Source organism: Nocardia wallacei (genome assembly GCF_029868745.1).
In the GTDB taxonomy this organism is placed as follows: domain Bacteria; phylum Actinomycetota; class Actinomycetes; order Mycobacteriales; family Mycobacteriaceae; genus Nocardia; species Nocardia wallacei_B.
This window is the reverse complement of the sequence record NZ_JARWOP010000376.1, coordinates 36,769-56,725: the sequence shown is the minus strand read 5'-3', so window position 1 is coordinate 56,725 and position 19,957 is coordinate 36,769. Positions and strand designations below refer to the sequence as shown.

Annotated in this window: 22 protein-coding genes and 1 pseudogene; 11 read left to right on the top strand and 12 right to left on the bottom strand. The window is 69.4% G+C overall.

Annotation, left to right across the window (positions count from 1 at the left end; genetic code table 11):
- The 3 genes from QH470_RS35330 to QH470_RS35320 form a co-directional block, all read left to right on the top strand.
- The coding region (locus QH470_RS35330) for an NAD-glutamate dehydrogenase domain-containing protein (protein ID WP_280276735.1) at positions 1–1,833 on the top strand (1,833 nt) is incomplete at its 5' end.
- A 292-nt stretch (positions 1,834–2,125) separates the two neighbouring features.
- On the top strand, positions 2,126–2,554 hold the full coding sequence (locus QH470_RS35325) for an acyl-CoA thioesterase (protein WP_280276738.1): 429 nt from the start codon (positions 2,126–2,128) through the stop codon (positions 2,552–2,554).
- Between the two features lie 52 nt (positions 2,555–2,606).
- Positions 2,607–3,299: a DUF8010 domain-containing protein gene (locus QH470_RS35320; protein ID WP_280276734.1), complete on the top strand. Its 693-nt coding sequence runs from the start codon at positions 2,607–2,609 to the stop codon at positions 3,297–3,299.
- A 38-nt stretch (positions 3,300–3,337) separates the two neighbouring features.
- Here the strand turns inward: QH470_RS35320 and QH470_RS35315 are convergent, their stop codons facing one another.
- Positions 3,338–3,658, bottom strand: coding sequence for an AzlD domain-containing protein (locus tag QH470_RS35315; protein WP_280276737.1), 321 nt, complete (start codon positions 3,656–3,658; stop codon positions 3,338–3,340).
- A gap of 27 nt (positions 3,659–3,685) precedes the next feature.
- A pseudogene (locus QH470_RS35310) lies at positions 3,686–4,366 on the bottom strand (AzlC family ABC transporter permease); the annotation flags it as partial.
- A 73-nt stretch (positions 4,367–4,439) separates the two neighbouring features.
- Here QH470_RS35310 and QH470_RS35305 point away from each other — a divergent pair.
- Positions 4,440–5,012, top strand: coding sequence for a helix-turn-helix domain-containing protein (locus tag QH470_RS35305; RefSeq protein ID WP_280276733.1), 573 nt, complete (start codon positions 4,440–4,442; stop codon positions 5,010–5,012).
- A gap of 4 nt (positions 5,013–5,016) precedes the next feature.
- On the opposite strand, the gene QH470_RS35300 is transcribed toward QH470_RS35305, so the two are convergent.
- Together QH470_RS35300 and QH470_RS35295 are read right to left on the bottom strand one after the other, a co-directional pair.
- Positions 5,017–5,973, bottom strand: coding sequence for an NAD-dependent epimerase/dehydratase family protein (locus QH470_RS35300; protein ID WP_280276732.1), 957 nt, complete (start codon positions 5,971–5,973; stop codon positions 5,017–5,019).
- Positions 5,974–6,061: 88 nt separating this feature from the next.
- The gene (locus QH470_RS35295; RefSeq protein WP_280276731.1) at positions 6,062–6,358 is read right to left on the bottom strand and encodes a hypothetical protein; all 297 of its coding nucleotides are present in this window, start codon (positions 6,356–6,358) and stop codon (positions 6,062–6,064) included.
- Between the two features lie 119 nt (positions 6,359–6,477).
- Here QH470_RS35295 and QH470_RS35290 point away from each other — a divergent pair, with 119 nt between their 5' ends.
- Positions 6,478–6,945 carry a MarR family winged helix-turn-helix transcriptional regulator gene (locus tag QH470_RS35290; RefSeq protein WP_280276730.1) on the top strand — a complete coding sequence of 156 codons (468 nt, stop codon included), beginning with the start codon at positions 6,478–6,480 and terminating at the stop codon, positions 6,943–6,945.
- 18 nt (positions 6,946–6,963) lie between these two features.
- Here the strand turns inward: QH470_RS35290 and QH470_RS35285 are convergent, their stop codons facing one another.
- Complete coding sequence (locus QH470_RS35285; RefSeq protein WP_280276729.1) at positions 6,964–7,659, bottom strand: HNH endonuclease; 696 nt, start codon at positions 7,657–7,659, stop codon at positions 6,964–6,966.
- A gap of 185 nt (positions 7,660–7,844) precedes the next feature.
- Between QH470_RS35285 and QH470_RS35280 the strand changes: the two genes are divergently transcribed.
- The 5 genes from QH470_RS35280 (at position 7,845) to QH470_RS35260 (ending at position 11,388) form a co-directional block, all read left to right on the top strand.
- Entirely contained in the window at positions 7,845–8,261 is a 417-nt protein-coding gene (locus QH470_RS35280) for a globin (protein WP_280276728.1), read from the top strand.
- Between the two features lie 124 nt (positions 8,262–8,385).
- On the top strand, positions 8,386–9,984 hold the full coding sequence (locus QH470_RS35275; protein ID WP_280276727.1) for a glycoside hydrolase family 13 protein: 1,599 nt from the start codon (positions 8,386–8,388) through the stop codon (positions 9,982–9,984).
- Between the two features lie 70 nt (positions 9,985–10,054).
- Complete coding sequence (gene ctaJ / locus QH470_RS35270) at positions 10,055–10,330, top strand: aa3-type cytochrome oxidase subunit CtaJ (protein WP_280276726.1); 276 nt, start codon at positions 10,055–10,057, stop codon at positions 10,328–10,330.
- Positions 10,317–10,787, top strand: a complete 471-nt coding sequence (locus tag QH470_RS35265) for a DUF5130 family protein (protein WP_280276725.1) — start codon at positions 10,317–10,319, stop codon at positions 10,785–10,787. Before ctaJ ends, QH470_RS35265 begins: the two co-directional genes overlap by 14 nt.
- Positions 10,788–10,875: 88 nt before the next feature.
- A complete protein-coding gene (locus QH470_RS35260; protein WP_280276724.1) occupies positions 10,876–11,388 on the top strand; it encodes a helix-turn-helix domain-containing protein in 513 nt (170 codons plus the stop codon).
- A gap of 15 nt (positions 11,389–11,403) precedes the next feature.
- On the opposite strand, the gene QH470_RS35255 is transcribed toward QH470_RS35260, so the two are convergent.
- The 3 genes from QH470_RS35255 to pepN form a co-directional block, all read right to left on the bottom strand.
- Complete coding sequence (locus QH470_RS35255; protein WP_280276723.1) at positions 11,404–11,994, bottom strand: ClpP family protease; 591 nt, start codon at positions 11,992–11,994, stop codon at positions 11,404–11,406.
- Positions 11,991–12,599, bottom strand: a complete 609-nt coding sequence (locus QH470_RS35250) for a ClpP family protease (RefSeq protein WP_280276722.1) — start codon at positions 12,597–12,599, stop codon at positions 11,991–11,993. Before QH470_RS35250 ends, QH470_RS35255 begins: the two co-directional genes overlap by 4 nt.
- 84 nt (positions 12,600–12,683) lie before the next feature.
- Positions 12,684–15,275, bottom strand: a complete 2,592-nt coding sequence (gene pepN, locus QH470_RS35245) for an aminopeptidase N (protein ID WP_280276721.1) — start codon at positions 15,273–15,275, stop codon at positions 12,684–12,686.
- A 120-nt stretch (positions 15,276–15,395) separates the two neighbouring features.
- Between pepN and QH470_RS35240 the strand changes: the two genes are divergently transcribed.
- The gene (locus tag QH470_RS35240; RefSeq protein WP_280276720.1) at positions 15,396–16,223 is read left to right on the top strand and encodes a phosphoribosylaminoimidazolesuccinocarboxamide synthase; all 828 of its coding nucleotides are present in this window, start codon (positions 15,396–15,398) and stop codon (positions 16,221–16,223) included.
- Here the strand turns inward: QH470_RS35240 and QH470_RS35235 are convergent, their stop codons facing one another.
- The 4 genes from QH470_RS35235 to QH470_RS35220 form a co-directional block, all read right to left on the bottom strand.
- A complete protein-coding gene (locus QH470_RS35235) occupies positions 16,224–16,628 on the bottom strand; it encodes a DUF1801 domain-containing protein (RefSeq protein WP_280276719.1) in 405 nt (134 codons plus the stop codon).
- Positions 16,625–17,851 (bottom strand): RNA polymerase sigma factor, encoded by a 1,227-nt coding sequence (locus tag QH470_RS35230; protein WP_280276718.1) that lies wholly within the window; start codon positions 17,849–17,851, stop codon positions 16,625–16,627. Before QH470_RS35230 ends, QH470_RS35235 begins: the two co-directional genes overlap by 4 nt.
- Positions 17,852–18,191: 340 nt before the next feature.
- A complete protein-coding gene (locus tag QH470_RS35225) occupies positions 18,192–18,593 on the bottom strand; it encodes a YciI family protein (RefSeq protein WP_280276717.1) in 402 nt (133 codons plus the stop codon).
- Between the two features lie 97 nt (positions 18,594–18,690).
- The gene (locus QH470_RS35220) at positions 18,691–19,911 is read right to left on the bottom strand and encodes an NAD(P)/FAD-dependent oxidoreductase (protein ID WP_280276716.1); all 1,221 of its coding nucleotides are present in this window, start codon (positions 19,909–19,911) and stop codon (positions 18,691–18,693) included.
- Positions 19,912–19,957: the final 46 nt, after the last annotated feature.

Genomic DNA, 19,957 nt, shown 5'->3' with positions numbered 1-19,957 from the left:
CATCGGCATATTTTCTTGGATCCGGATCCTGATGCGGCGCGGTCGTTTGCGGAGCGGCGGCGGTTGTTCGGGTTGCCGCGGTCGTCGTGGCGTGATTACGACGGGTCGGTGATCAGTGAGGGCGGCGGCGTCTACGACCGCACCGTGAAATCCGTGCCGATCAGCCCGCAGGTGCGGCGGGCGCTCGGGCTGCCCGACGGGATCGTGTCGCTGTCGCCGCCCGAACTCATCCGGGCGATTCTGCTGGCGCCGGTGCAATTGCTGTGGAACGGCGGTATCGGCACCTATATCAAGGCCAGTACCGAATCCCACGCGGATGTCGGTGACAAGTCCAACGATTCGGTGCGCGTCGACGCGAACCGGTTGCGGGTTCAGGTGATCGGCGAGGGCGGCAATCTCGGGCTCACCGCGCTCGGCCGGATCGAGTTCTGCCGCAACGGCGGCAAATGCAACACCGACGCGCTGGACAACTCGGCGGGGGTGGACTGCTCCGACCACGAGGTCAACATCAAGGTCCTGATCGACGGCGTGGTGTCGGCGGGCGAACTGCCCGCCGCCGAACGCGGTCCGCTGCTGGCCTCGATGACCGACGAGGTGTCGGCAATGGTGCTGCAGGACAACGTGTCCCAGAACATCCTGATGGGCATGTCGCGCACCGAGGCGCCGCGGATGCTGAACGTGCAGAAGCGCCTGATCGAGGATCTGGAGTCGCGCCGGGGCCTGGACCGCGAACTCGAGGCGCTGCCCTCGGACGCGGAGATCAAGCGGCGGTCCGAGGCCGGTGACGGGCTCACCTCGCCGGAGCTGGCCAATCTGATGGCACACGCGAAGCTCTCGCTGAAATCCGATCTGCTCGAGTCCGATCTGCCCGACAGCGCGTACTTCTCGGCCCGGCTGCCGCAGTACTTCCCGGCGCCGCTGCGGGAACGCTTCGGCGCGGCCATCAAGCGGCACCGGCTGCGCCGGGAGATCGTCACCACCATGGTGATCAACGAGATGGTCGACCTCGGCGGCATCACCTACGCGCACCGGCTCAACGAGGAGATCGGCGCGAGCGCCACCGACGCGGTGCGCGCGTTCGCGGCGGCGACCCAGATCTTCGATCTGCAGTCGATCTGGACCCGCATCCGGGCGGCCGACGTCGCCACCGCCGTGCAGGACGATCTGGAACTCGAGACCAAGCGCACGCTCGACCGGGCCTCGCGCTGGCTGCTGAGCAACCGGCCGCAGCCCATCGCGGTCGGCGCCGAGATCCACCGGTACAGCGGGGCGGTGCGGGAGCTGGCGCCCAAGGTGCCGGGGTGGCTGCGCGGCCACCACATCGACACCCTGGAGGCACAGTCGGCGAAGCTCGTCGGCCGGGGCGTGCCGGAGCAGCTGGCGACCGAGGTCTTCGGCCTGCTCAACCTGTTCCCGCTGCTGGATGTCATCGACATCGCCGATATCACCGACCGCGGCGGTGAAGAGGTGGGCGCGCTGTACTACGCGCTCAACGAGCATCTGAAGATCGACTGGCTGCTGCAGGCGGTCAGCCACCTGGAGCGCGGCGACCGCTGGCACGCGCTGGCCCGCCTGGCGCTGCGCGACGACATGTACGGGTCGCTGCGCTCGCTCACGCTGGACGTGCTGTCCGGCGGCGATCCGGAGGAGACGGCCGAGGAGAAGATCGCGTACTGGGAGTCGAAGAACCAGTCTCGACTCGGCCGTGCCCGCGCCGCGCTGGCCGAACTCTTCGAGTCCGGTACCCACGATCTGGCGACGCTGTCGGTGGCGGCGCGCCAGGTGCGCAGCATGGTCAGCGGCGTGGGCGCGCAGTCGGAGGTCCCGCGCTGAGTGCGGGCCGGTTGTGCCGATTCACAGAAACCCGTGGATCGGCACCCTGACCGGCACGGACAGGGTGTGCCGAGGTCCGCGCGGCGGTGTCGGGGCGAGGATCCGCGGCGGACCCGGCATACTGGGTAGCCGAATCGGTTTCGGAGGCATCGGCGCACCGGAACGATTCGGACCCGCTGCTCCACGACCCGCGGCGCAGGCCGCCCGGCGGCAGGCGCGCGCGTGGCGATCCGATCGGAGGTTACGTGTGACGAGTGTCGGTTCGGTGAACGGGCTCGCGAAGTCGGCCGATATAGCCGTGCTGCCCAAGCGTTTTCACACCAAGGTCGATGTCCGCTGGTCGGATATGGATGTCTTCCAGCACATCAACCACGCCCGGATGGTGACACTGCTGGAGGAGGCGCGGATCCCGTGGCTGTTCGAGGGTGACCGCCCGACCGCGGGGCTGCGCGCCGGTTGCGTGCTGGCCGATCTGCACGTGCGCTATCGGGGTCAGCTGCGGCACGAGGACACGCCGCTGGATGTGGCGATGTGGATCGACCAGCTGCGAGCGGTCGACTTCACCATCGGGTACGAGGTGCGCGCGAACGGTGTCGCGCTGGATTCGGCGCCCGCGGTGATCGCCAGCACCCAGATGGCCGCATTCGACATCGATACCCAGCGTTTGCGCCGATTGACCCCGGCCGAGCGCGAGTACCTCGCGCAGTGGAAGTCGGACTGACGAGGCGATGCGCGCGACCGGCTGCGTCGCGCGGAAGGAGAGGACAGCGGCAATGATGCCGGGATTCGACCGTTCGGACCAGCGAGCGCTGCGGGTGCCCGATCCGGCCGAGCGCGAGAACCTGGCGACCTTCGTGGGCCGCGCGGTGCGATTGGATCCGGCGGCCGTGATCCGGTTGCGGCGGCGCGGTGATCGCTACGTAGCGGCTTGGACGGCAACGAGTTTCGAGGCGCTGGCGGTCCGCACCGTGGTCGCCGACCTGGGCGTCGACGATGTGACGGTGGGCGGCGATACGCTCCTGTCCGGTCTGACCGGTCCCGGCGCGGGCGGCCCGATCGACCTCGGTTTCTCGATGGATTCGGCCTGGCGCACCGCGCTTCCGCCGGCGGACGGCTGGGTGCATGTCGACGACGTCCCGGCGCGCAGCCTGGTCGAATTGGCCGAGCGCGGCGCGGAGGTGGCCGCCGAGCACGGCAGCGGTCTCGGCCCGCCGGTCTCCCTCTTGGACCAGGCGGTCCTCACCGTCACCGGTGCCGGACAGCAGGTCGAGGTCCCGATGCGGGTCGTATTCACCCTCACCGCCATGGATTTCATCCCGCACTCCGGCGACAAGGCCGACTCCCGGCGCATCGCCCCCACCGAAATAGTCCGTGTCCGCGCCGCCCGCACCTGGCTCCGCCTCGACGCCCGCTACGGCTCCGTGGCCCGCCGCCGCGGCCCCGGCATGCCCCTGACCCCCCGCTGACCGCCCAGTTGGTTCCCGCCTGTCACATCGCAGTCGGATCAGGCCACGCCGAGTAGGCGGAGGAGGGCGGTGGTGACGGCTGCCGAGAGGGCCACGACGATGAGCGGGGCGCGTCGCCAGGCGAGGACGACGGCGACGAGAACGCCTGCGGGGAGCGCGAATCCGGCCTTGTGACCGGTGGGAACGAGTTCGGTGACGGCCAGAGCGGTGAGCAGGACCACCGAGCCCGCTTCCAGTAGTCGGGTGACGCGAGGCGGAAAGGTGATGCGGCGGCGTAGCACCGGCCCCGCGAAGCGCAGGGCGTAGGTGCCCGCCGCCAAGGCCAGCGTGCCCGCGATCAAAGTGGTACCGACGGTCATGCTCGGTCGCTTTCGGATCGGGTCGGTTCGGACTGCTTTCCGCCGCGGCCGAATGCCAGAAGCGCGGCGGGGAGGGGCCAGTAGTACGGGAAGCCCGGCACCGAGGAAGGGTGTGGTCGCGGCGGCGACGCTCGCCCCGACCAGGGCCGCGCGCCGGGTGGCTCGATCACCGCGCAGCGCGGGGAGCGCCAAGGCCAGCAGCACCGCCGGAAATACCGCGTCCAGGCCGAACCGGTCCGGGTCCGGGACCGCGGTGCCGACCACCACGCCGAGCAGCGCGCCCAGCGGCCAGGCCAGCAGCACGCCGAGTCCGCACAGCCAGAAGGCGGCGCGGCGGCGGTCGCGATCGGATTCGGCCAGGGCCAGCGCCACCGACTCGTCGTTCATGACGTGGGTGCCGAGCAGCCGCCGCCATCCGGTGCCGACCACGTCGGGCACGGCGAGCCCGTACGGCAGGTGGCGAGCGTTGACCACCAGCCCCGCCAGCACCGCCGCGACCAGCCCGCCCCCGGCGGCGACGATGCCGACGAACAGGAACTCCGCACCGCCGGCCAGCACCAGGACGCTGAGCAGGATCGGCAACCACGCGGGCATCCCGGCGGTCACGGCGGACGCGCCGTAGGAGACGCCGATCGCCACGACCGCCAGGCAGATGGTCGCTATACCGGTGAGATCACTCCGATCGAGTGTTCGCCATATCGAACGCACGGCTTCTATAGTGAACGCCACGACCCGGGCTCGTCAATCGCGCCGTCGCCGCCCGGTACTGTCTGAACCCATCATGACCGAGCACGACGACACCCAGCCCGCCCCGCCGAAGGAGGCCATCGCCGCCGCGCTGCGCCGTGAACGGACCCGCGCCGGGCTGTCGCTCACCGAGGTGGCGCGCCGGGCGGGTGTCGCCAAATCCACACTCTCGCAACTGGAATCGGGCGCCGGTAATCCCAGCATCGAGACCCTGTGGGCGCTGTGCGTGGCGCTGGGCATTCCGTTCTCCCGCCTGCTCGACCCGCCGCGCCCGCAGGTGCGGGTGATCCGGGCGGGGGAGGGGCCGGTGCTGGCGTCGGCGCAAGCCGATTATCAGGTGGCGCTGCTGGCGGCCAGTCCGCCGAACGCCCGCCGCGACATCTACCGCGTCTCGGCCGAGCCGGGCCTGCCTCGCCGCTCCGAACCGCATTCGCGCGGCGAGATCGAGCATCTGATCCTGGCGGCCGGACGTGCCCTGGCGGGCCCGGCCGCCGACCCGGTCGAACTCCGTCCGGGCGACTACGTCCGCTACCCCGGGGACCAGCCGCACATCTTCGAGGCCCTCGAGCCCGGCACCTGGGGGATCCAGGCCAGCGAGTACCGCTGACCGGCTATGCGGCCGCTGGCCGATCATCCGGGGCCACAACGGTTTTCCACCAGGCGACGGTGCCGCGGGCGACCTCGTCCAAGGGCGTGTGCCGCAGCCCGAGCTTGCGTTCGCTGGCGGTGGAGTCCAGCTCGAAGGGGCGCTCGAACTGGTAGTTCATCTCCGCCAGTTCGCGCATCATGCCGTTCACCACGCCCACTGTGCGCAGTGCCCAGCCGGGCACGGCCAGCACCCTCGGGGCGGGGACGCCCGCAGCCGCGGCCAGGGCGGCGACCAGTTCGCGCATCGACACCGCGGGCGCGGTCGGCGCGTGCAGGAAGGAGTTCCACAGCGTGCGATTCGCCGCGGCGGCGATCATCGCCGCCGCCAGGTCGGGCATGTAGGTGAACGAATGCGGCAGATCCGCCTTGCCGAAGACCTGAACAGTCTTGCCCGCCAGGATGTTCGGGACCATCCGCTCGCCGGCGTGTGACATGCGCACGTGCGGCCCGATGAAGTCGGACGCCGCCACGCTGACGGTCGGAGTCGGCGAGGCGTCACGCGCCCGCAGCAGCGCCACCCGCACGGCCGGCTTGCCGAAATCGGCTGTGCGGGGCATGTTCTCGGTCATCGGCCGGCTCACCGGCCCGTAGGAGTACAAGCTCTCCGGGAAAACGACCACGGCGCCGGCGGCTCCGGCCACCTCCAGCACGGTCTGCTCGGCGGCGGGCAGCTCGGCCCACCAGGTGCGCGCGGCGTACTCGGAGCCGTGCGTGCAGTGATAGACCGCCACCGCGCCGTCGACCGCCGCCGAAAGTTCTTCGCGCCGAGTGACATCCACTCGCCGACGCTCGATCAGCGGATGCTCCGGGCCACTCCCGGAGCGCGTCAGGATCCGGACGTTCTTCCCGGCGGCGGCGAGTTGTTCGGCCACGGTGGTGCCGACGGGCCCGGCCCCGGTAACGACGTGCAGTTCGGACATTGTGCGCACCTTTCGCTTTTGTGAGCGCTGATCTCTATTGCATCGAGCATGCCCGGTACGCCCGATAAAGTCAAGAGCACTGCTCTCTTCAGTGCGCCGTGATCCAAGCCACCGACCCCAAGTGGATGACGGCACTCGTGGCGGATCCGGCGAGCATGCCCGAATTGCGTTGCAGCGCACCGATGATCACGTCGCCGACCTGTGCCAGTCCGGCGATCGCCAGTACAGGAACAAGGGCGTCGTGGAGGTCACCGACGAGCACCGCCACCGCGACCGCGCTGAGCGGCAGCGCGCGGGCGGCGTACGCCTGGGCGTACATCGTCACGCCGGGCGAGGCTGTGGTTCCGGCCGGTGCCAGCAGGGTCGGCCGGACAAGTCCCAGCACGGCGGCTCCTCCCGTGAGGAGGGCAATCGCCACGTTGAGAAGGGTGAGCGCGAGAGGCATTTGATCACTCCATGAATGATTCAGTCTCTGAATGATTAACGCGAAGTATTATCTGGCTCGTGACCGATGTCAATGCGGGGTTGCCGGCGACCCTCACGTTCCGGCTGGGCTACCTCGGTACCAAGGTCGCCGACCTGTTCGCGGCGCACGTCGCGGAGCTCGATCTCAAGCCGAAGCATGTCGGCATGCTGATCGCGCTGAGCGGGGACGGCGCGGCGTCGCAACAGGAACTCGCCGTACGGATGGAAGTGGCGCCCAGCCTGGTGGTCGCGCTGGCCGACCATCTCGAAAGCCTCGACGCGCTACGCCGGATGCGCGACCCCGACGACCGGCGGCGTCAGGTGCTGTCGCTCACGGATCGAGGCAGGGAACTGCTCACCGCCTGCGCGGAGATCGCGCATCGGCTCGACGGCGAACTCGCCGCGGAACTGGCCGGTCGGGACCGCACCGCCTTGCGTCGCGCGCTCGCGACGATCGCGACGACCGCGGGATTTCCGCTGCTCGGGCAGCCGCCGGAGAAGCGGTGAGCCCGACAGGTCGACGACCTACGCGGCACCCTCGCCGAGATACTGCAACCACACCGGATCCAGGTCGGCGGTGGTCGACAGCAACCTCCAGTGCGGGCCCTTCGGCGACACCAGCGGATGGTGCAGCGTCCACCCCAGCTCGCTGAGCAGCTTGTCGGCCTTGCGGTGGTTGCACGGTGCGCAGGAAGCGACGCAGTTCTCCCAGGAGTGGGCACCGCCGCGACTGCGGGGAATCACGTGGTCGATGGTCTCGGCCTTGCCGCCGCAATACGCGCAGCGGTAGCGGTCGCGGTGCATCAGCGCCGCGCGGGTCATGGGGACTCGGGCGCGATACGGCACGTGGACGTAGTTGCGCAGGCGGATCACCGACGGCAGGGTGACGGCCGCGCCCGCGGAATGAACAACGGGGCCCTCGGGATTGTGGTGGACCGTATCGGCCTTGTCGCAGATCAGAAGGACGATCGCGCGGCGGGCGGAGAGCGCGGTGAGCGGCTCGTAGGTGGCGTTCAGAAGCAGCACCCGGCGCTTCAACCACGCGGCCACCGGGGGCGCGGGTTCGATGGTGCGGTGCGGCCAAGCAGCACCCTGATGAGAACGTTTATCGGAAAGGACATGCAGCGGAGTAGCCCCCGACCCACGATTGTGGACGTCGGCGGGCTGGAGTTGTCGATGCGTTCTGGCCTCGTGTGACCGAGCGCCCTGCCGCTGCTTCATGGGAACCCCGAATTCGTTTGGGCCGTTTCGTGTGGTATCTCGGCAGACACTGCCAACCAGTTGACCATGGAACCGACGCCTTTGCCAGCTGATTTGACACATTCCATCTGTGCTGTCGATGAACGCGTGGTGACACCCGCGGGTGGTATGCGCGACGGGGATGCCGAGCTCCGGGACCCGGCGATATGCTGGCGAGTGTGAGTTCCGGCGAGCAGACGGCGACATCGTTCTACGAGGCGATCGGCGGAGCGGAGACGTTCCACCGCATCGTGGCGGCCTTCTACCGGGAGGTGGCCGCCGACGAGGTGCTGCGCCCGCTGTATCCGGAGGAGGATCTCGGCCCGGCCGAGCGGCGGCTGCGGATGTTCCTGGAGCAGTACTGGGGCGGCCCGCGCACCTACTCCGACGAGCGCGGCCATCCGCGTCTGCGGATGCGGCACATGCCGTTCCGGATCGGCCCGATCGAGCGGGACGCGTGGTTGCGCTGCATGCGGATCGGCGTGGCGGAGATCGAGCCGGAGGTGCTCGACGACGAACATCGCCGTGCGCTGCTGGATTACCTCGAGATGGCGGCGAATTCGCTGATCAACTCGCCTCTCTGACGGCACGCGGAAAAATCGGGCATGGAGCGGAGCGTGTCCGATTCTCGCTGAACGTTAGCTCGATCTCGCCAACACGCGCCCCCGGGGCGACTTTTGCCGGAAACCTTTGGCACTATTGGCGTTTGTGACAGCTTCATCCCCCGGGGAGCAGGCCTCGCCGTCGGACGGGCCGTGGTGGCGTTCGGCGGTCTTCTATCAGGTCTACCCGCGGTCGTTCGCCGATTCGACCGGCGACGGGGTCGGCGATCTGGCCGGCCTCCGCGATCGGCTCGGCTATCTGGAACTTCTCGGCGTCGACGCGCTGTGGATCTGTCCGGTGATGCGCTCGCCGATGGCCGACGGCGGCTACGACGTCAGCGATCCGCGCGCCATCGACCCGATGTTCGGCGACCTCACGGTGCTGGACGAGGTGATCGCCGAGGCACACGACCGGCAGATCAAGGTCACCATGGACCTGGTGCCCAACCACACCAGCGACCGGCACCCCTGGTTCACCGCGGCCGTCGCCGCCGGGCCGGACAGTTCCGAACGCGCGCGCTACATCTTCCGCGACGGTCGCGGACCCGACGGCGCCGAGCCGCCCAACAACTGGCCGAGCGTCTTCGGCGGCCCGGCGTGGACCCGGGTGACCGAACCCGACGGCACCCCCGGCCAGTGGTACCTGCATATCTTCGCCCCCGAGCAACCCGACCTGAACTGGGACAATCCCGAGGTCGTGGCCGATTTCGAGCAGACCATGCGGTTCTGGCTGGACCGCGGCATCGACGGATTCCGCATCGATGTCGCGCACGGGATGGCCAAACCGCCGGGCCTGCCGGACATGGACACCGTCGACACCCGCATGCTCGTCCACGACGACGACGATCCGCGCTTCAACAATCCGGGCGTGCACGACATCCACCGGCGACTGCGCAAGATCGTCGACGAGTATCCGGGCGCGGTGTCGATCGGCGAGGTGTGGGTAGCGGACAACGTCCGCTTCGGCGAGTACGTGCGGCCCGACGAACTGCACCTGGCCTTCAATTTTCAGCTCGCCGAGACCCCCTTCGACGCCACGAAGATCCGTGCGGCCGTGGACAATTCGCTGGGCGCGGTATCGGCCATGGGCGCCAGCGCCACCTGGACGCTGTCCAATCACGACGTCGAGCGCGAGGTCACCCGCTACGGGGGCGGCAGCGTGGGCGTGGACCGGGCGCGCGCGATGCTGCTGCTGGAACTGGCGCTGCCGGGCGCGGTGTTCGTCTACAACGGATCCGAACTGGGTCTGCCGAACGTGGACGACCTGCCCGACGAGGTCCTCCAGGATCCGGCCTGGGAGCGGTCCGGGCACACCGAACGCGGCCGGGACGGCTGCCGGGTGCCGTTGCCGTGGGAAGGAGACCGGCCGCCGTTCGGCTTCACCACCGGCCGGTCATGGCTCCCGATACCGCCGCAGTGGGCCGATCTCACCGTCGAGGCGCAGCTGGAACGCATCGACTCGACGCTGTCGCTGTATCGCTCGGCCATCGAAATGCGTGCGCTGCGACCGGAATTCGCGGGTGACGAACTCGACTGGTACGGCAGCCCGGCCGGTTGCCTGGCCTTCCGCCGCTCGGGCGGTCTGGTGTGCGCGCTGAACGCCTCCGACGAGCCGATTCCGCTGCCGCCCGGCGAGGTGCTGCTGTCCAGCGCCCCGCTCGACGGCAACCGGCTGCCCGTGAACGCGGCGGCCTGGCTGGTCTGAGCGACGCGACACGGGTCGCGGTGGCTCACCGGTCGATACCCCGGTCGGGCGCATCGTCTACCGTTGGGCTGTGAGCATTCTCGAGACAGTGCTGATCTTTGTCGGCATCCCGCTGGTGATATACGCGGTGATCGCCGGATTGTCGTATCTCGGCAAACCGCTGCCCGGCGAGAAGCCGGTCCACTTCAACCTCGGCGACAAGTGGACCGCGGACCCGGTGCTGTGGAGCGCGACCGATGAGGTGACCGTCTACGGTCACCACATCGCCGACCATTCGCATGAGCATCATGCGGCTGTCGAATCCGGGGCGGAGCTGATCGGAGGCCGGGCAAGTGGCAAGTTCTAATTGGCCCGCGGTGGTCGAGGCCGACCTTCCGCGCGGATACGCCGTCACGACCAGCGGCCGGGTGTCCGGTGTGCACGAGGCGGGCGACGTGTTCAACGAGGCGCCGTTCAACGACACCGAACGGCTGCTGCTGGACAACACGCTCACCGAGGCCACCCGCGCGACCAAGGTGCGGTTCAACATCTACATCGGTGAGCTGCGGCCGGACCCGGCCACCGGCGTCGAGGCGCTCTTTCCTTCCACTCCGGAGGCGGCGCGCTCGGTGCTCATCGCCGTCTCGCCGAACGACCGCGCCATCGAGGTCCGCTCCGGCCGTGATGTCGCCGATCGGGTCAACGACCGCGTCTGCCAGCTCGGTGTCACCGCCGCGCTCAGCTCGTTCCGGCAGGGCGAGCTGATCGACGGTCTCGTGGCGGCCGTGCGAGTGATGGCCGCCGCCATCGGCCGCCCCAGCTGAACGGCACGGGTTCGGCTGCGGGGGCGGCGATTACGCTCTGAGCGGAATGAGGGGGCGGGCCGCCGCGGCCGGGCCTTAGGCTCGGAGTATGGCCGAGCACCCGCGACTTCATTCGATCCCCGGCGGACGCGACGATCGCTCGCCCGCGCGGCCCCAGGAGGCCGTGCGGGAACCGCTGTGGCGCGAGGTGCTCGGGGAGCGGTTGCGCGCGCTGCGGCAGGAGCACAGCGAGACCCTGGCCGAGACCGCCAAGCGCGCGGGCGTGTCGCCGCAGTACCTCTCCGAGGTGGAGCGCGGGCGCAAGGAACCGTCCAGTGAGATGATCGCCGCGCTGGCGGGTGCGCTCGGCACCTCGCTCGGCGGTCTCACCGAACAGGTCGCCGACGAGCTGCGTCGTCAGCGCCGCCTGGCCCTGGCTCGCCCCGCCGCCCTGCGGCCCGGCGCCCTGCCGACACTCGCGGGCGCTCCCGGCATGTCGCCCGCCGACCTCATCGAGATGGCGAACGGGCGACGTCGGATCGTCCGCACCCAGCCCGCCGTCCCCGAACGGGCTGAGCGCGACCGCAATTCGGGTCCCACACTCATGGCCTCGGCCGCCTGAGCACCGGCCGGATACTCAATCCCGGCGGCCGAGGATCTGGTCCACCAGGCCGTATTCGACCGCGGCCGACGCGGTGAAGACGCGGTCGCGGTCGGTGTCATGGCGGAGGGTCTCCACGTCCTGACCGGTGTGCTCGGCCAGGATCGTCTCGATCTCCGTGCGCATCCGGACCAGCTCGTCGGCCTGGATGATCAGGTCGGGGATGGCGCCCTGACCCCGCGCCGCCGGTTGGTGCAGCACGATGCGGGTGTGCGGCAGCATCGAGCGGCGACCGGCCGCGCCGCCGGCGAGCAGCACCGCACCCACCCCGATGGCCTGGCCCACGCAGGTGGTCAGCACCGGTGAGTGGACGTGCTGCATGGTGTCGTAGACCGCGAGCATCGCCGACAGGTCGCCGCCCTCGCAGTTGATGTAGAGGTTGATGTCCTGACCGGGACTGTCGGCGTCCAGATGCAGCAACTGGGCGATGAGCGCGTTGGCCACGCCGGAATCGATCGGCGTGCCCAGGTACACGATCCGCTCGGTGAGCAGATGCGAATAGACGTCCATGATCCGCTCGCCGCGCGGATGCTGGGCGATGACATTGGGAATGGTGTAGCTGGTCATGCCGAGATCCCCACTTTCTGCCGCTGCGGAATCACCTGGTGGAAGGAGTCGACGATGCCGTCGATGAAGCCGTACTCCTGCGCCTGGGTGGCGCTGAACCAGCGGTCGTGCAGCGAATCCTCGTAGATGCGGTCGAAGGGCTGCCCGGTGTCCTCGGCGATGAGGCCGAGCACGGTGTTGACGGTGTGCCGCAGATCGTCGGCCTGCACCTCGACCTCGCCCGCACTGCCGCCGATCCCGGCCGAGCCCTGATGCATGAGAATCCTGGCGTGCGGCAACGCGAATCGCTTGCCGCGCGCGCCCGCCGAGAGCAGGAACTGACCCGCACTGCACGCGAGCCCCAGCGCCAGCGTCGACACGTCGCACGGCACCAGGCGCATCACGTCGCGGATCGCGAGCATCGACGGCACCGAGCCGCCGGGGGAGTGGATCCACAGGGAGATACCGGAATCGGGATCTTCGGCCGCCAGCGTCAGCAGCTGTGTCGCGAGCAGCGTTCCGTTGTCGTCGTCGAGTCCGCCGTCGAGGACCAGGATGCGCCGGCTGAGCAGTTGCTCGCGGGCGCGCCAGCCGAACAGCGGGATCTTGTTGTCGTCGTGAGCCATGCCCCCACGGTGCCCGACCCCGCCGCCGAAAACCGCCCCTCGCTGCTGTGAGCAGATCTGCCCACAGCAGCGAGGATGCGGGACTCAGCTCGCGTCGAAAGCCCTGGCGCGCAGGGAGCGTTCGATCCCCGCCTTGCCCTCGGAGACCAGGCGGCGCAGCGCCGGGGGATGGTCGCCGGCGAGGAACTTGTCGGCGACGGCGACCGCCTCGGGCGTGATGGCCCAGTGCGGGTAGAGGCCGACCACGACGGTCTGGGCGACCTCGCTGGAACGACGCTCCCACACCTCCGGGATCTCCGCGAAGTAGCGTTCGACGTACGGGGTCAGCAGGTCGTCCTGGCCCGCCGGGGCGAAGCCGCCGACGATGGCGCGGGCGGTGATGTTGGGCACCGAGTCGTCGCTCATCACCGTGTTCCAGGCGATTTCCTTGACCTGAGGCCGCGGCCGGGCGGTGACGGCGGCCGCGGCCTGGCGACGACCGGCCGCGGTGGGATCGCGGTCGAGTTCGGCGTCGATCACCGGCGTCGCGTCGTCGTCGCCGTCCACCGCGCCCGACTTGGCCAGCGCCTGCACCAGCCGCCAGCGCAGATCGGTGTCGACCACCAGCCCCGCCAGGCCCGCCTCCGCCGGATCGCCCTCGTACACCGCGCGCAGCACCTCGACGTGCTGCTCCGACAGCCGCGCGCCGGTCAGCGAATTCACAAAGGCCAGTTGATGATCCGACCCCGGTTCGGCCGCACGCGCCAGCTCCAGCAGGCGATCGGCGAACCGCGGCCAGCCCTCGCGTGCGGCCCACTCCGGATCGGCGTAGCTGCCCAGCGCGGTGTTCGCCTGCATCAGAACACGTTGCACCACACCGATTTCCGTCTCGGCGCCGACACCGCGCTGCACCAGCGCGACGAAATCACGGGCCCGCAGCTCCGCCTGCCGGGTCATCTCCCACGCGGCCGACCAGCACAGCGTGCGGGGCAGCGATTCGGCGATGTCGGCGATCCGGGTGACGACCGTCTCCTGCGACTCCGGGTCCAGCCGCACCGAGCAGTAGGTGAGGTCGTCGTCGTTGATCAGCACCAGCTTGCCGCGCGGGACGCCCACCAGTTCGGGCACCTCGGTGCGTTCGGCGGCGTCGAGATCCAGCTCGACCCGCTTGGTGCGCACCAGCTTTCCGTCCTGGTCGTCGTAGACGCCGACGGCCAGGCGGTGCACGCGGCGCTCGCCCGCGCCGGGCTGCGCGCCCTCCTGGAGCACGGCGAACCGGGTGAACCGGCCGTCGGCGTCCACCTCGAAGTCCGGGCGCAGGATGTTCAGGCCGGTGGTCTTCAGCCACTGCGCGCCCCAGCCGGAAAGGTCTCGGCCGGAAGACTTCTCGAGCGCGCCCACCAGATCGTCGAAGGTGGCGTTGCCGTAGGCGTGGTCGGCGAAGTATTCACGCAGACCGGCCAGGAACGGCTCCAGCCCCACATAGGACACCAACTGCTTCAGCACGGAAGCGCCCTTGGCATAGGTGATTCCGTCGAAGTTGACCTCGACGGCGGCCAGATCCGGGATGTCGGCGGCGATGGGGTGGGTGGACGGCAGCTGGTCCTGCCGATATGCCCACGACTTCTCCACATTCGCGAAAGTGGTCCAGGCACTGGAGTATTCGGTGGCCGAGGTCTGCGCCAGCACCGACGCGAAGGTGGCGAACGACTCGTTCAGCCACAGGTCGTCCCACCACTTCATGGTGACCAGGTCGCCGAACCACATGTGCGCCATCTCGTGCAGCACCGTCTCGCAGCGCCGCTCGTAGGAGGCCCGGGTCACCTTGGAACGGAACACGTAGTCCTCGAGGAAGGTGACCGCGCCCGCGTTCTCCATGGCCCCGGCGTTGAACTCGGGCACGAACAGCTGGTCGTACTTGCCGAACGCGTAAGGGACGCCGAAGTTCTCGTGGTAGAAGCCGAAGCCCTGCTTGGTCTCGGTGAAAAGCCGTTCGGCGTCCATGAATTCGGCCAGCGAGGCGCGGCAGTAGATGCCCAGCGGGATGCTGCCGTGTGCGTCGGTGTAGGTGTCGGTCCACTTGGCGTAGGGTCCGGCGATCAGCGCCACCAGGTACGTGCTCATGCGGGGCGTGGTGGCGAAGGTGTGGGTGACCACCGTGCCGGTCTTGCGGGTCTCGACGGCCGCGCCGTTGGAGATGACCTCCCAGTCCTGCGGGGCCGTGACGGTGATGTCGTAGGTGGCCTTGAGGTCCGGCTGGTCGAAGCAGGCGAACATCCGCTTGGCGTCGGCGGTTTCGAACTGGGAGTACAGGTAGACCTTGTCGTCGGTCGGGTCGACGAAACGGTGCAGGCCCTCGCCGGTGTGCGAGTACTCGCAGTCGGCCTCCACCACCAGTTCGTTGCGCTCGGCCAGGCCCGTCAGGCGCAGGCCCTCGGACTCGTCGTACTCGCCGATCTCCAGCGGGACGCCGTTGAGCACCGCGGACCGCACGCCCGCCCCCACGAAGTCGACGAAGGTGTCCGATCCGGGCGTCGCCGTGAAGGTCACCGTGGAACGCGAGAAGAACGTCTCCGACGTCGGCGCCGCCGCGCTGGTGGGCTGACCGGTGAGATCGAGTTCGACGCGATAGTTCTCCACGCTGATCGTCGCGGCACGCGTGATCGCCTGCTCTCGGGTGAGATTCGGTGCGGACAAGGAGGCTCCTTCGTCGGTCGGAGAACTGTGCGTCGCTGCCCAGAATGCCACGTGAGGCCGCGCCCGCGGTGGCCGGTGGCCTCGGTAAGCTGAGGGTCCAGCCAGCCACGAGGAGGACAGTTGAGGTACATCCACGCCGGTAAGGTGCGCGACCTGTACGAGGACGGCGACTCGCTGATTCTCGTCGCCTCCGACCGGGTGTCGGTGTACGACGTGGTGCTGCCGACGCCGATCCCGGACAAGGGCGCGCTGCTGACCCAGTTGTCGAACTGGTGGTTCGAGTACTTCGCCGCCGTACCCAACCACGTGCTGTCCACCACCGACGTGCCCGCGGAGTTCGCCGGGCGCGCGGTGCGGGTGAAGCCGTTGAAGATGGTGCAGGTCGAGTGCATCGCCCGCGGATACCTGTCCGGTTCGGGGCTGAAGGAGTATCAGCGCACCGGCTCGGTCTCGGGGATCGCCCTGCCCGCGGGGCTGCGCGAGGGTGACAAATTGCCCGAGCCGATCTTCACGCCCACCACCAAGGCGTCCGTCGGGCACGACGAGCCCATCACCTTCGACGACGTGGTGCGCCAGGAGGGCCGCGAGGTCGCCGAGCGCCTGCGCGACCTGACGCTGGACATCTACTCCCGCGGCGCGGCGTACGCGGCGGAGCGCGGCGTGATCATCGCCGACACCAAATTCGAATTCGGCTGGGACGGAGACGTTCTCACTCTGGGGGACGAGGTGCTGACCTCCGACTCCTCGCGCTACTGGCCCGCCGGCGAATGGGCGCCCGGCCGCCCGCAGAGTTCGTTCGACAAGCAGTTCGTGCGGGACTGGGCGACCTCCACCGGCTGGGACAAGGAACCGCCGGGCCCGGAGATCCCCGCTGAGATCGTCGACGCCACGCGCGGGAAGTACCGGGAGGCGTATCAGTTGATCACGGGGCGTGCCTGGCCCGCGTGATCAGCTGCGCGCCTTGATCTTTCGCCAGCCTCCGGCTCGGTTGTCGGCGATGATGTGCCGGAACATCGCCACCAGCGCGGTGGTGTTGATCTCGTCGTCGCGATAGATCGAGATCATGCGTGCTGTCTTGTTGTCGTGGCCGCCGGTGATGATGTTTTCCGGGTCGGGGACGATGCCGCCGTCGTACAGGAAGATGTTCACGTGGTCCTTGGTGGCCAGCAATGCGCAGATGTTGCCCTGCAACACGAAGTACGGCTGCACGCGGCGCTTGACGGTCTCGGTGACCTCCGGATCGGCGGCATGCACCAGGTCGCGGACCTGACGGCAGATCGCCTGCTGCCACTCCGGCAGGGCATCGATGTAGGTGTCGACGCGCGGATCTTTCACGTAAGGCTGATCGGTCATCCTCGGCTCTCGTTTCTCAGTCGGGCGGCGCGGAGGGTCAGGTAGTCGCGTTCCGGGATGCTGGTGGTGCGCCGGGCCGCGGTGGTGTAGGCGGCGACGGCCGCGGTGCGGTCGCCCGCCATTTCGTGCAGGTGCCCGTGAACGGCGTCGAGACGGTGGTTTCCGGACAATCGGTCCGTCAGGGTGGCGGTCAGCTCCAGGCCCGCGGCGGGACCGTGCACCATGGCGGTGGCGACGGCCCGGTTCAGGGTGACCATCGGGTTGTCGGCCAGGTCTTCGAAGAGGTTGTACAGCACCAGGATTCGCTCCCAGTCGGTGTCCTCGGCGCGGCGGGCCTGGGCGTGCAGCGCGGCGATCGCGGCTTGCAGGCGATACGGTCCGCGCAGGCCGTGGCCGATCGCGGTGGTGGCGAGGCGGATGCCCTCGGACAGCCGCGTGCGGTCCCATCGCGAGCGGTCCTGCTCGAGCAGGGGAATCAGCTCGCCGCTCGGACCGGTCCGGGCCGACCGCCGGGCATCGGTGAGCAGCATGAGCGCCAGCAGCGCCGTGACCTCGGGGTCGTCGGGCTGTAGGCGGTGTACCAGCCGGGTCAGCCGGATCGCCTCGGCGGCCAGATCGACGCGATACAACTGCTCTCCGGTGCTCGCGGTGTGCCCTTCGGTGAACATCACGTACAGCACATGCAGGACCGAGGCGAGGCGGGAGCCGTCCGTCGGCTCGATCGGCGACCCGAACGGGCGCTCGAGCGCTGCCAGCCGCTGTTTGGCCCGCGAAATGCGCTGTGCCATGGTCGCTTCCGGCAGCAGGAAGGCGCGGGCGATCTCCTCCGTGGTGAGCCCGCCCACCGCTCGCAGGGTCAGGGCGATGGCGCTCGCCGGGGACAATGCCGGATGGCAGCAGAGCAGGAACAGCGTCAGCGTGTCGTCCTGTCCGGAACCGAAGTCGCTGGGCGGCACCACTTCCCGCCCCGCCACCGTCGCCTCCCGCTGCCGCCGCGCGATCTCGGCCCGCACCGAATCCGCCAGCCGCCGCTGCGCCACCCGAATCAACCACGCCCGCGGATTGTCCGGAAGCCCCTCCGCCACCCATTGCGTCGCCGCCGCCACCATAGCCTCCTGCACAGCATCCTCAGCCGCATCGAAGTCCCCCGCCCGCCGCGCCAACACCCCCACCACCGCCGGTGCCAATTCCCGCAACAAACACCCCACCTCCACCGCCGGCACAGCTTGCGCCGCCCGCCCTGCTTGCGCCGCCCGGCCCCCTTGCGCCGCCCGGCCCGCTTGCGGTGTCTGCCCCGCTTGCTGCGCCTGTGCGGGTTGCGCCGTCTGCTCGGCTTCCGGTGCCTGTCCGGCTTGCGCTGACCGCGCGGCTTCTGCTGTGCTCCCCGCCTGCGCCGTTCGCTCGGCTTCCGGTGCGCACTCCACCTCCGGTGCCTGCTCTGCTTCCGGTGTTCGGTTTACTGCTGCCTGGGTCGCTCGCGTCATCTCTGTCGCTGGGGCCGGTTGCGTTGCCTCTTTTGCTGATTGGGCTGGGGAGGGGCGGGGCGGGTTGGGCATGGATGGCTCAGGCGTCGGGGGAGGGGGCGGACATGATGGCGCGGACTTCGATGTATTCGCCGATCGGTGTGCCGCCGGGGCCTGGAGAGGCGGAGGCGCGGGCGGCGATCTCGATGGCGCGTTCGGGGGTGTCGACGTCGACGATCCAGTAGCCGGCCAGGAACTCTTTGGTTTCGGAGAAGGGGCCGTCGGTGATCACCGGGGCCGAGCGGCCGTCGGAGGAGACGATGCGGGCCTGGTCGGGGGAGCCGAGGCCCTGGGCGTCCACCAATTCCCCGGACTTCCGCAGCTCCTCGCCCAGGGTTCGCTGGAATTCGATGTGGGCCGCGATCTCCTCCGGCGTCCACTGGTCCGGGGGCGTGTCGCAGTGGGCGGTCGGGCCGTAGGTCTTCAACAGCATGTACTTCACGGTCGGCTCCTGGATCTTCGTTGCGCCCGTTGTGGCGCTCTCGCGAACAGGTCGGGGCCGCGCGCGCGACTTCGACGCATTCGGTGTGTGATCGCAGTCACAGTGCCGTCGAGGTGTCGGCCAGACGCTTCGGGTCTACCGGATCGCCCGCGAGAATCAGCTCCTTGATCCGGTCGGTGACGTCCCAGATGTTGACGTTCATGCCCGCCAGCACGCGATTGCCGGAGTCCAGCCAGAAGGCCACGAACTCGCGCGTGCCGGTGTCGCCGCGCACCACGACCGACGCGTCCGCCCCGGGCGCGACGTACCCGGTGTATTCCATGCCCAGATCGTATTGATCGGTGAAGAAGTACGGCAGCCGGTCGTAGGTGGCGGGTTTGCCCAGCATGGTCTGCGCCGCCACCGCGGGCTGATTGAGCGCGGTGGCCCAGTGCTCGACGCGGATCCGGCGGCCCAGCACCGGATGCTGGTGATCGGCGATGTCGCCGACGGCCACGATGTCCGGGTCGCCGGTCGCCAGGCTCTCGTCCACCAGCACGCCGCTCTCCACGGCGAGTCCGGCGTCGGCGGCCAGTTCGATATTGGGGCGCGCGCCGACCGCTTGGAGCACGGCGTCGGCCTCGATCACCGTGCCGTCCTCGAGTCGCACGCCGGTGGCCCGGCCGCCGGCAGTGGTGATCTCACCGACCTTCACTCCGCAGCGCAGGTCGACGCCGTGCGCGCGATGCAGGTCGGCGAACACCTCGCCCATCCGAGCGCCGAGCGCGGCCCGCAGCGGGACCTGCTCGGTCTCCAGCATGGTGACCTCGACGTCGGCGGCGCGGGCCGCGGCGGCGGCCTCCAGCCCGATCCAGCCCGCGCCGATCACCGCCAGCCGCCGCGCCGAGCCGAACAGCTCGATCAGGGCGTCGGACTGTTCGATGGTCCGCAGTTCGTACACGCCGTCGGCGTCGGCGCCGGAGATGGGCAGTCGCCGCGGCCGCGAACCGGTCGCCAGCGCCAGCTTGTCGTAGGGCAGGGTCGAACCATCCGGCAGCGCAACGGTTTTCGAGGCACGGTCGACGGCCGTGACGGTGGTGCCGAGCATCAGCTCGACGTGGTGGTCGCGGTACCAGTGCGCCGGATCGGGGGTGAAATCGGCGAGCTGCTGCTTGCCCAGCAGATGCTCCTTCGACAGCGGTGGTCGCTCGTAGGGCAGGTGCTCCTCCGCGCCGATCAGCGTGATCGAGCCCGCGAAGTCGTTGGCGCGCAACGCCTCCGCCAGCTTCGCCGCGGCGAGCCCGCCGCCTACGATGACGAACCTGGAATCTGTGCTCATGGAAACCTCCGTGCGACGGCAACCAGGTCGATTCCGACCCTACTGC

Excerpts from the sequence above, each read along its gene's own strand:
- QH470_RS35320 (WP_280276734.1), top strand. The coding sequence starts at position 2,607 with ATGATGCCGGGATTCGACCGTTCGGACCAGCGAGCGCTGCGGGTGCCC.
- QH470_RS35315 (WP_280276737.1), bottom strand. The coding sequence starts at position 3,658 with ATGACCGTCGGTACCACTTTGATCGCGGGCACGCTGGCCTTGGCGGCG.
- QH470_RS35305 (WP_280276733.1), top strand. The coding sequence starts at position 4,440 with ATGACCGAGCACGACGACACCCAGCCCGCCCCGCCGAAGGAGGCCATC.
- QH470_RS35300 (WP_280276732.1), bottom strand. The coding sequence starts at position 5,973 with ATGTCCGAACTGCACGTCGTTACCGGGGCCGGGCCCGTCGGCACCACC.
- QH470_RS35285 (WP_280276729.1), bottom strand. The coding sequence starts at position 7,659 with ATGAAGCAGCGGCAGGGCGCTCGGTCACACGAGGCCAGAACGCATCGA.
- QH470_RS35280 (WP_280276728.1), top strand. The coding sequence starts at position 7,845 with ATGCTGGCGAGTGTGAGTTCCGGCGAGCAGACGGCGACATCGTTCTAC.
- QH470_RS35260 (WP_280276724.1), top strand. The coding sequence starts at position 10,876 with ATGGCCGAGCACCCGCGACTTCATTCGATCCCCGGCGGACGCGACGAT.
- QH470_RS35255 (WP_280276723.1), bottom strand. The coding sequence starts at position 11,994 with ATGACCAGCTACACCATTCCCAATGTCATCGCCCAGCATCCGCGCGGC.
- QH470_RS35250 (WP_280276722.1), bottom strand. The coding sequence starts at position 12,599 with ATGGCTCACGACGACAACAAGATCCCGCTGTTCGGCTGGCGCGCCCGC.
- QH470_RS35235 (WP_280276719.1), bottom strand. The coding sequence starts at position 16,628 with ATGACCGATCAGCCTTACGTGAAAGATCCGCGCGTCGACACCTACATC.
- QH470_RS35220 (WP_280276716.1), bottom strand. The coding sequence starts at position 19,911 with ATGAGCACAGATTCCAGGTTCGTCATCGTAGGCGGCGGGCTCGCCGCG.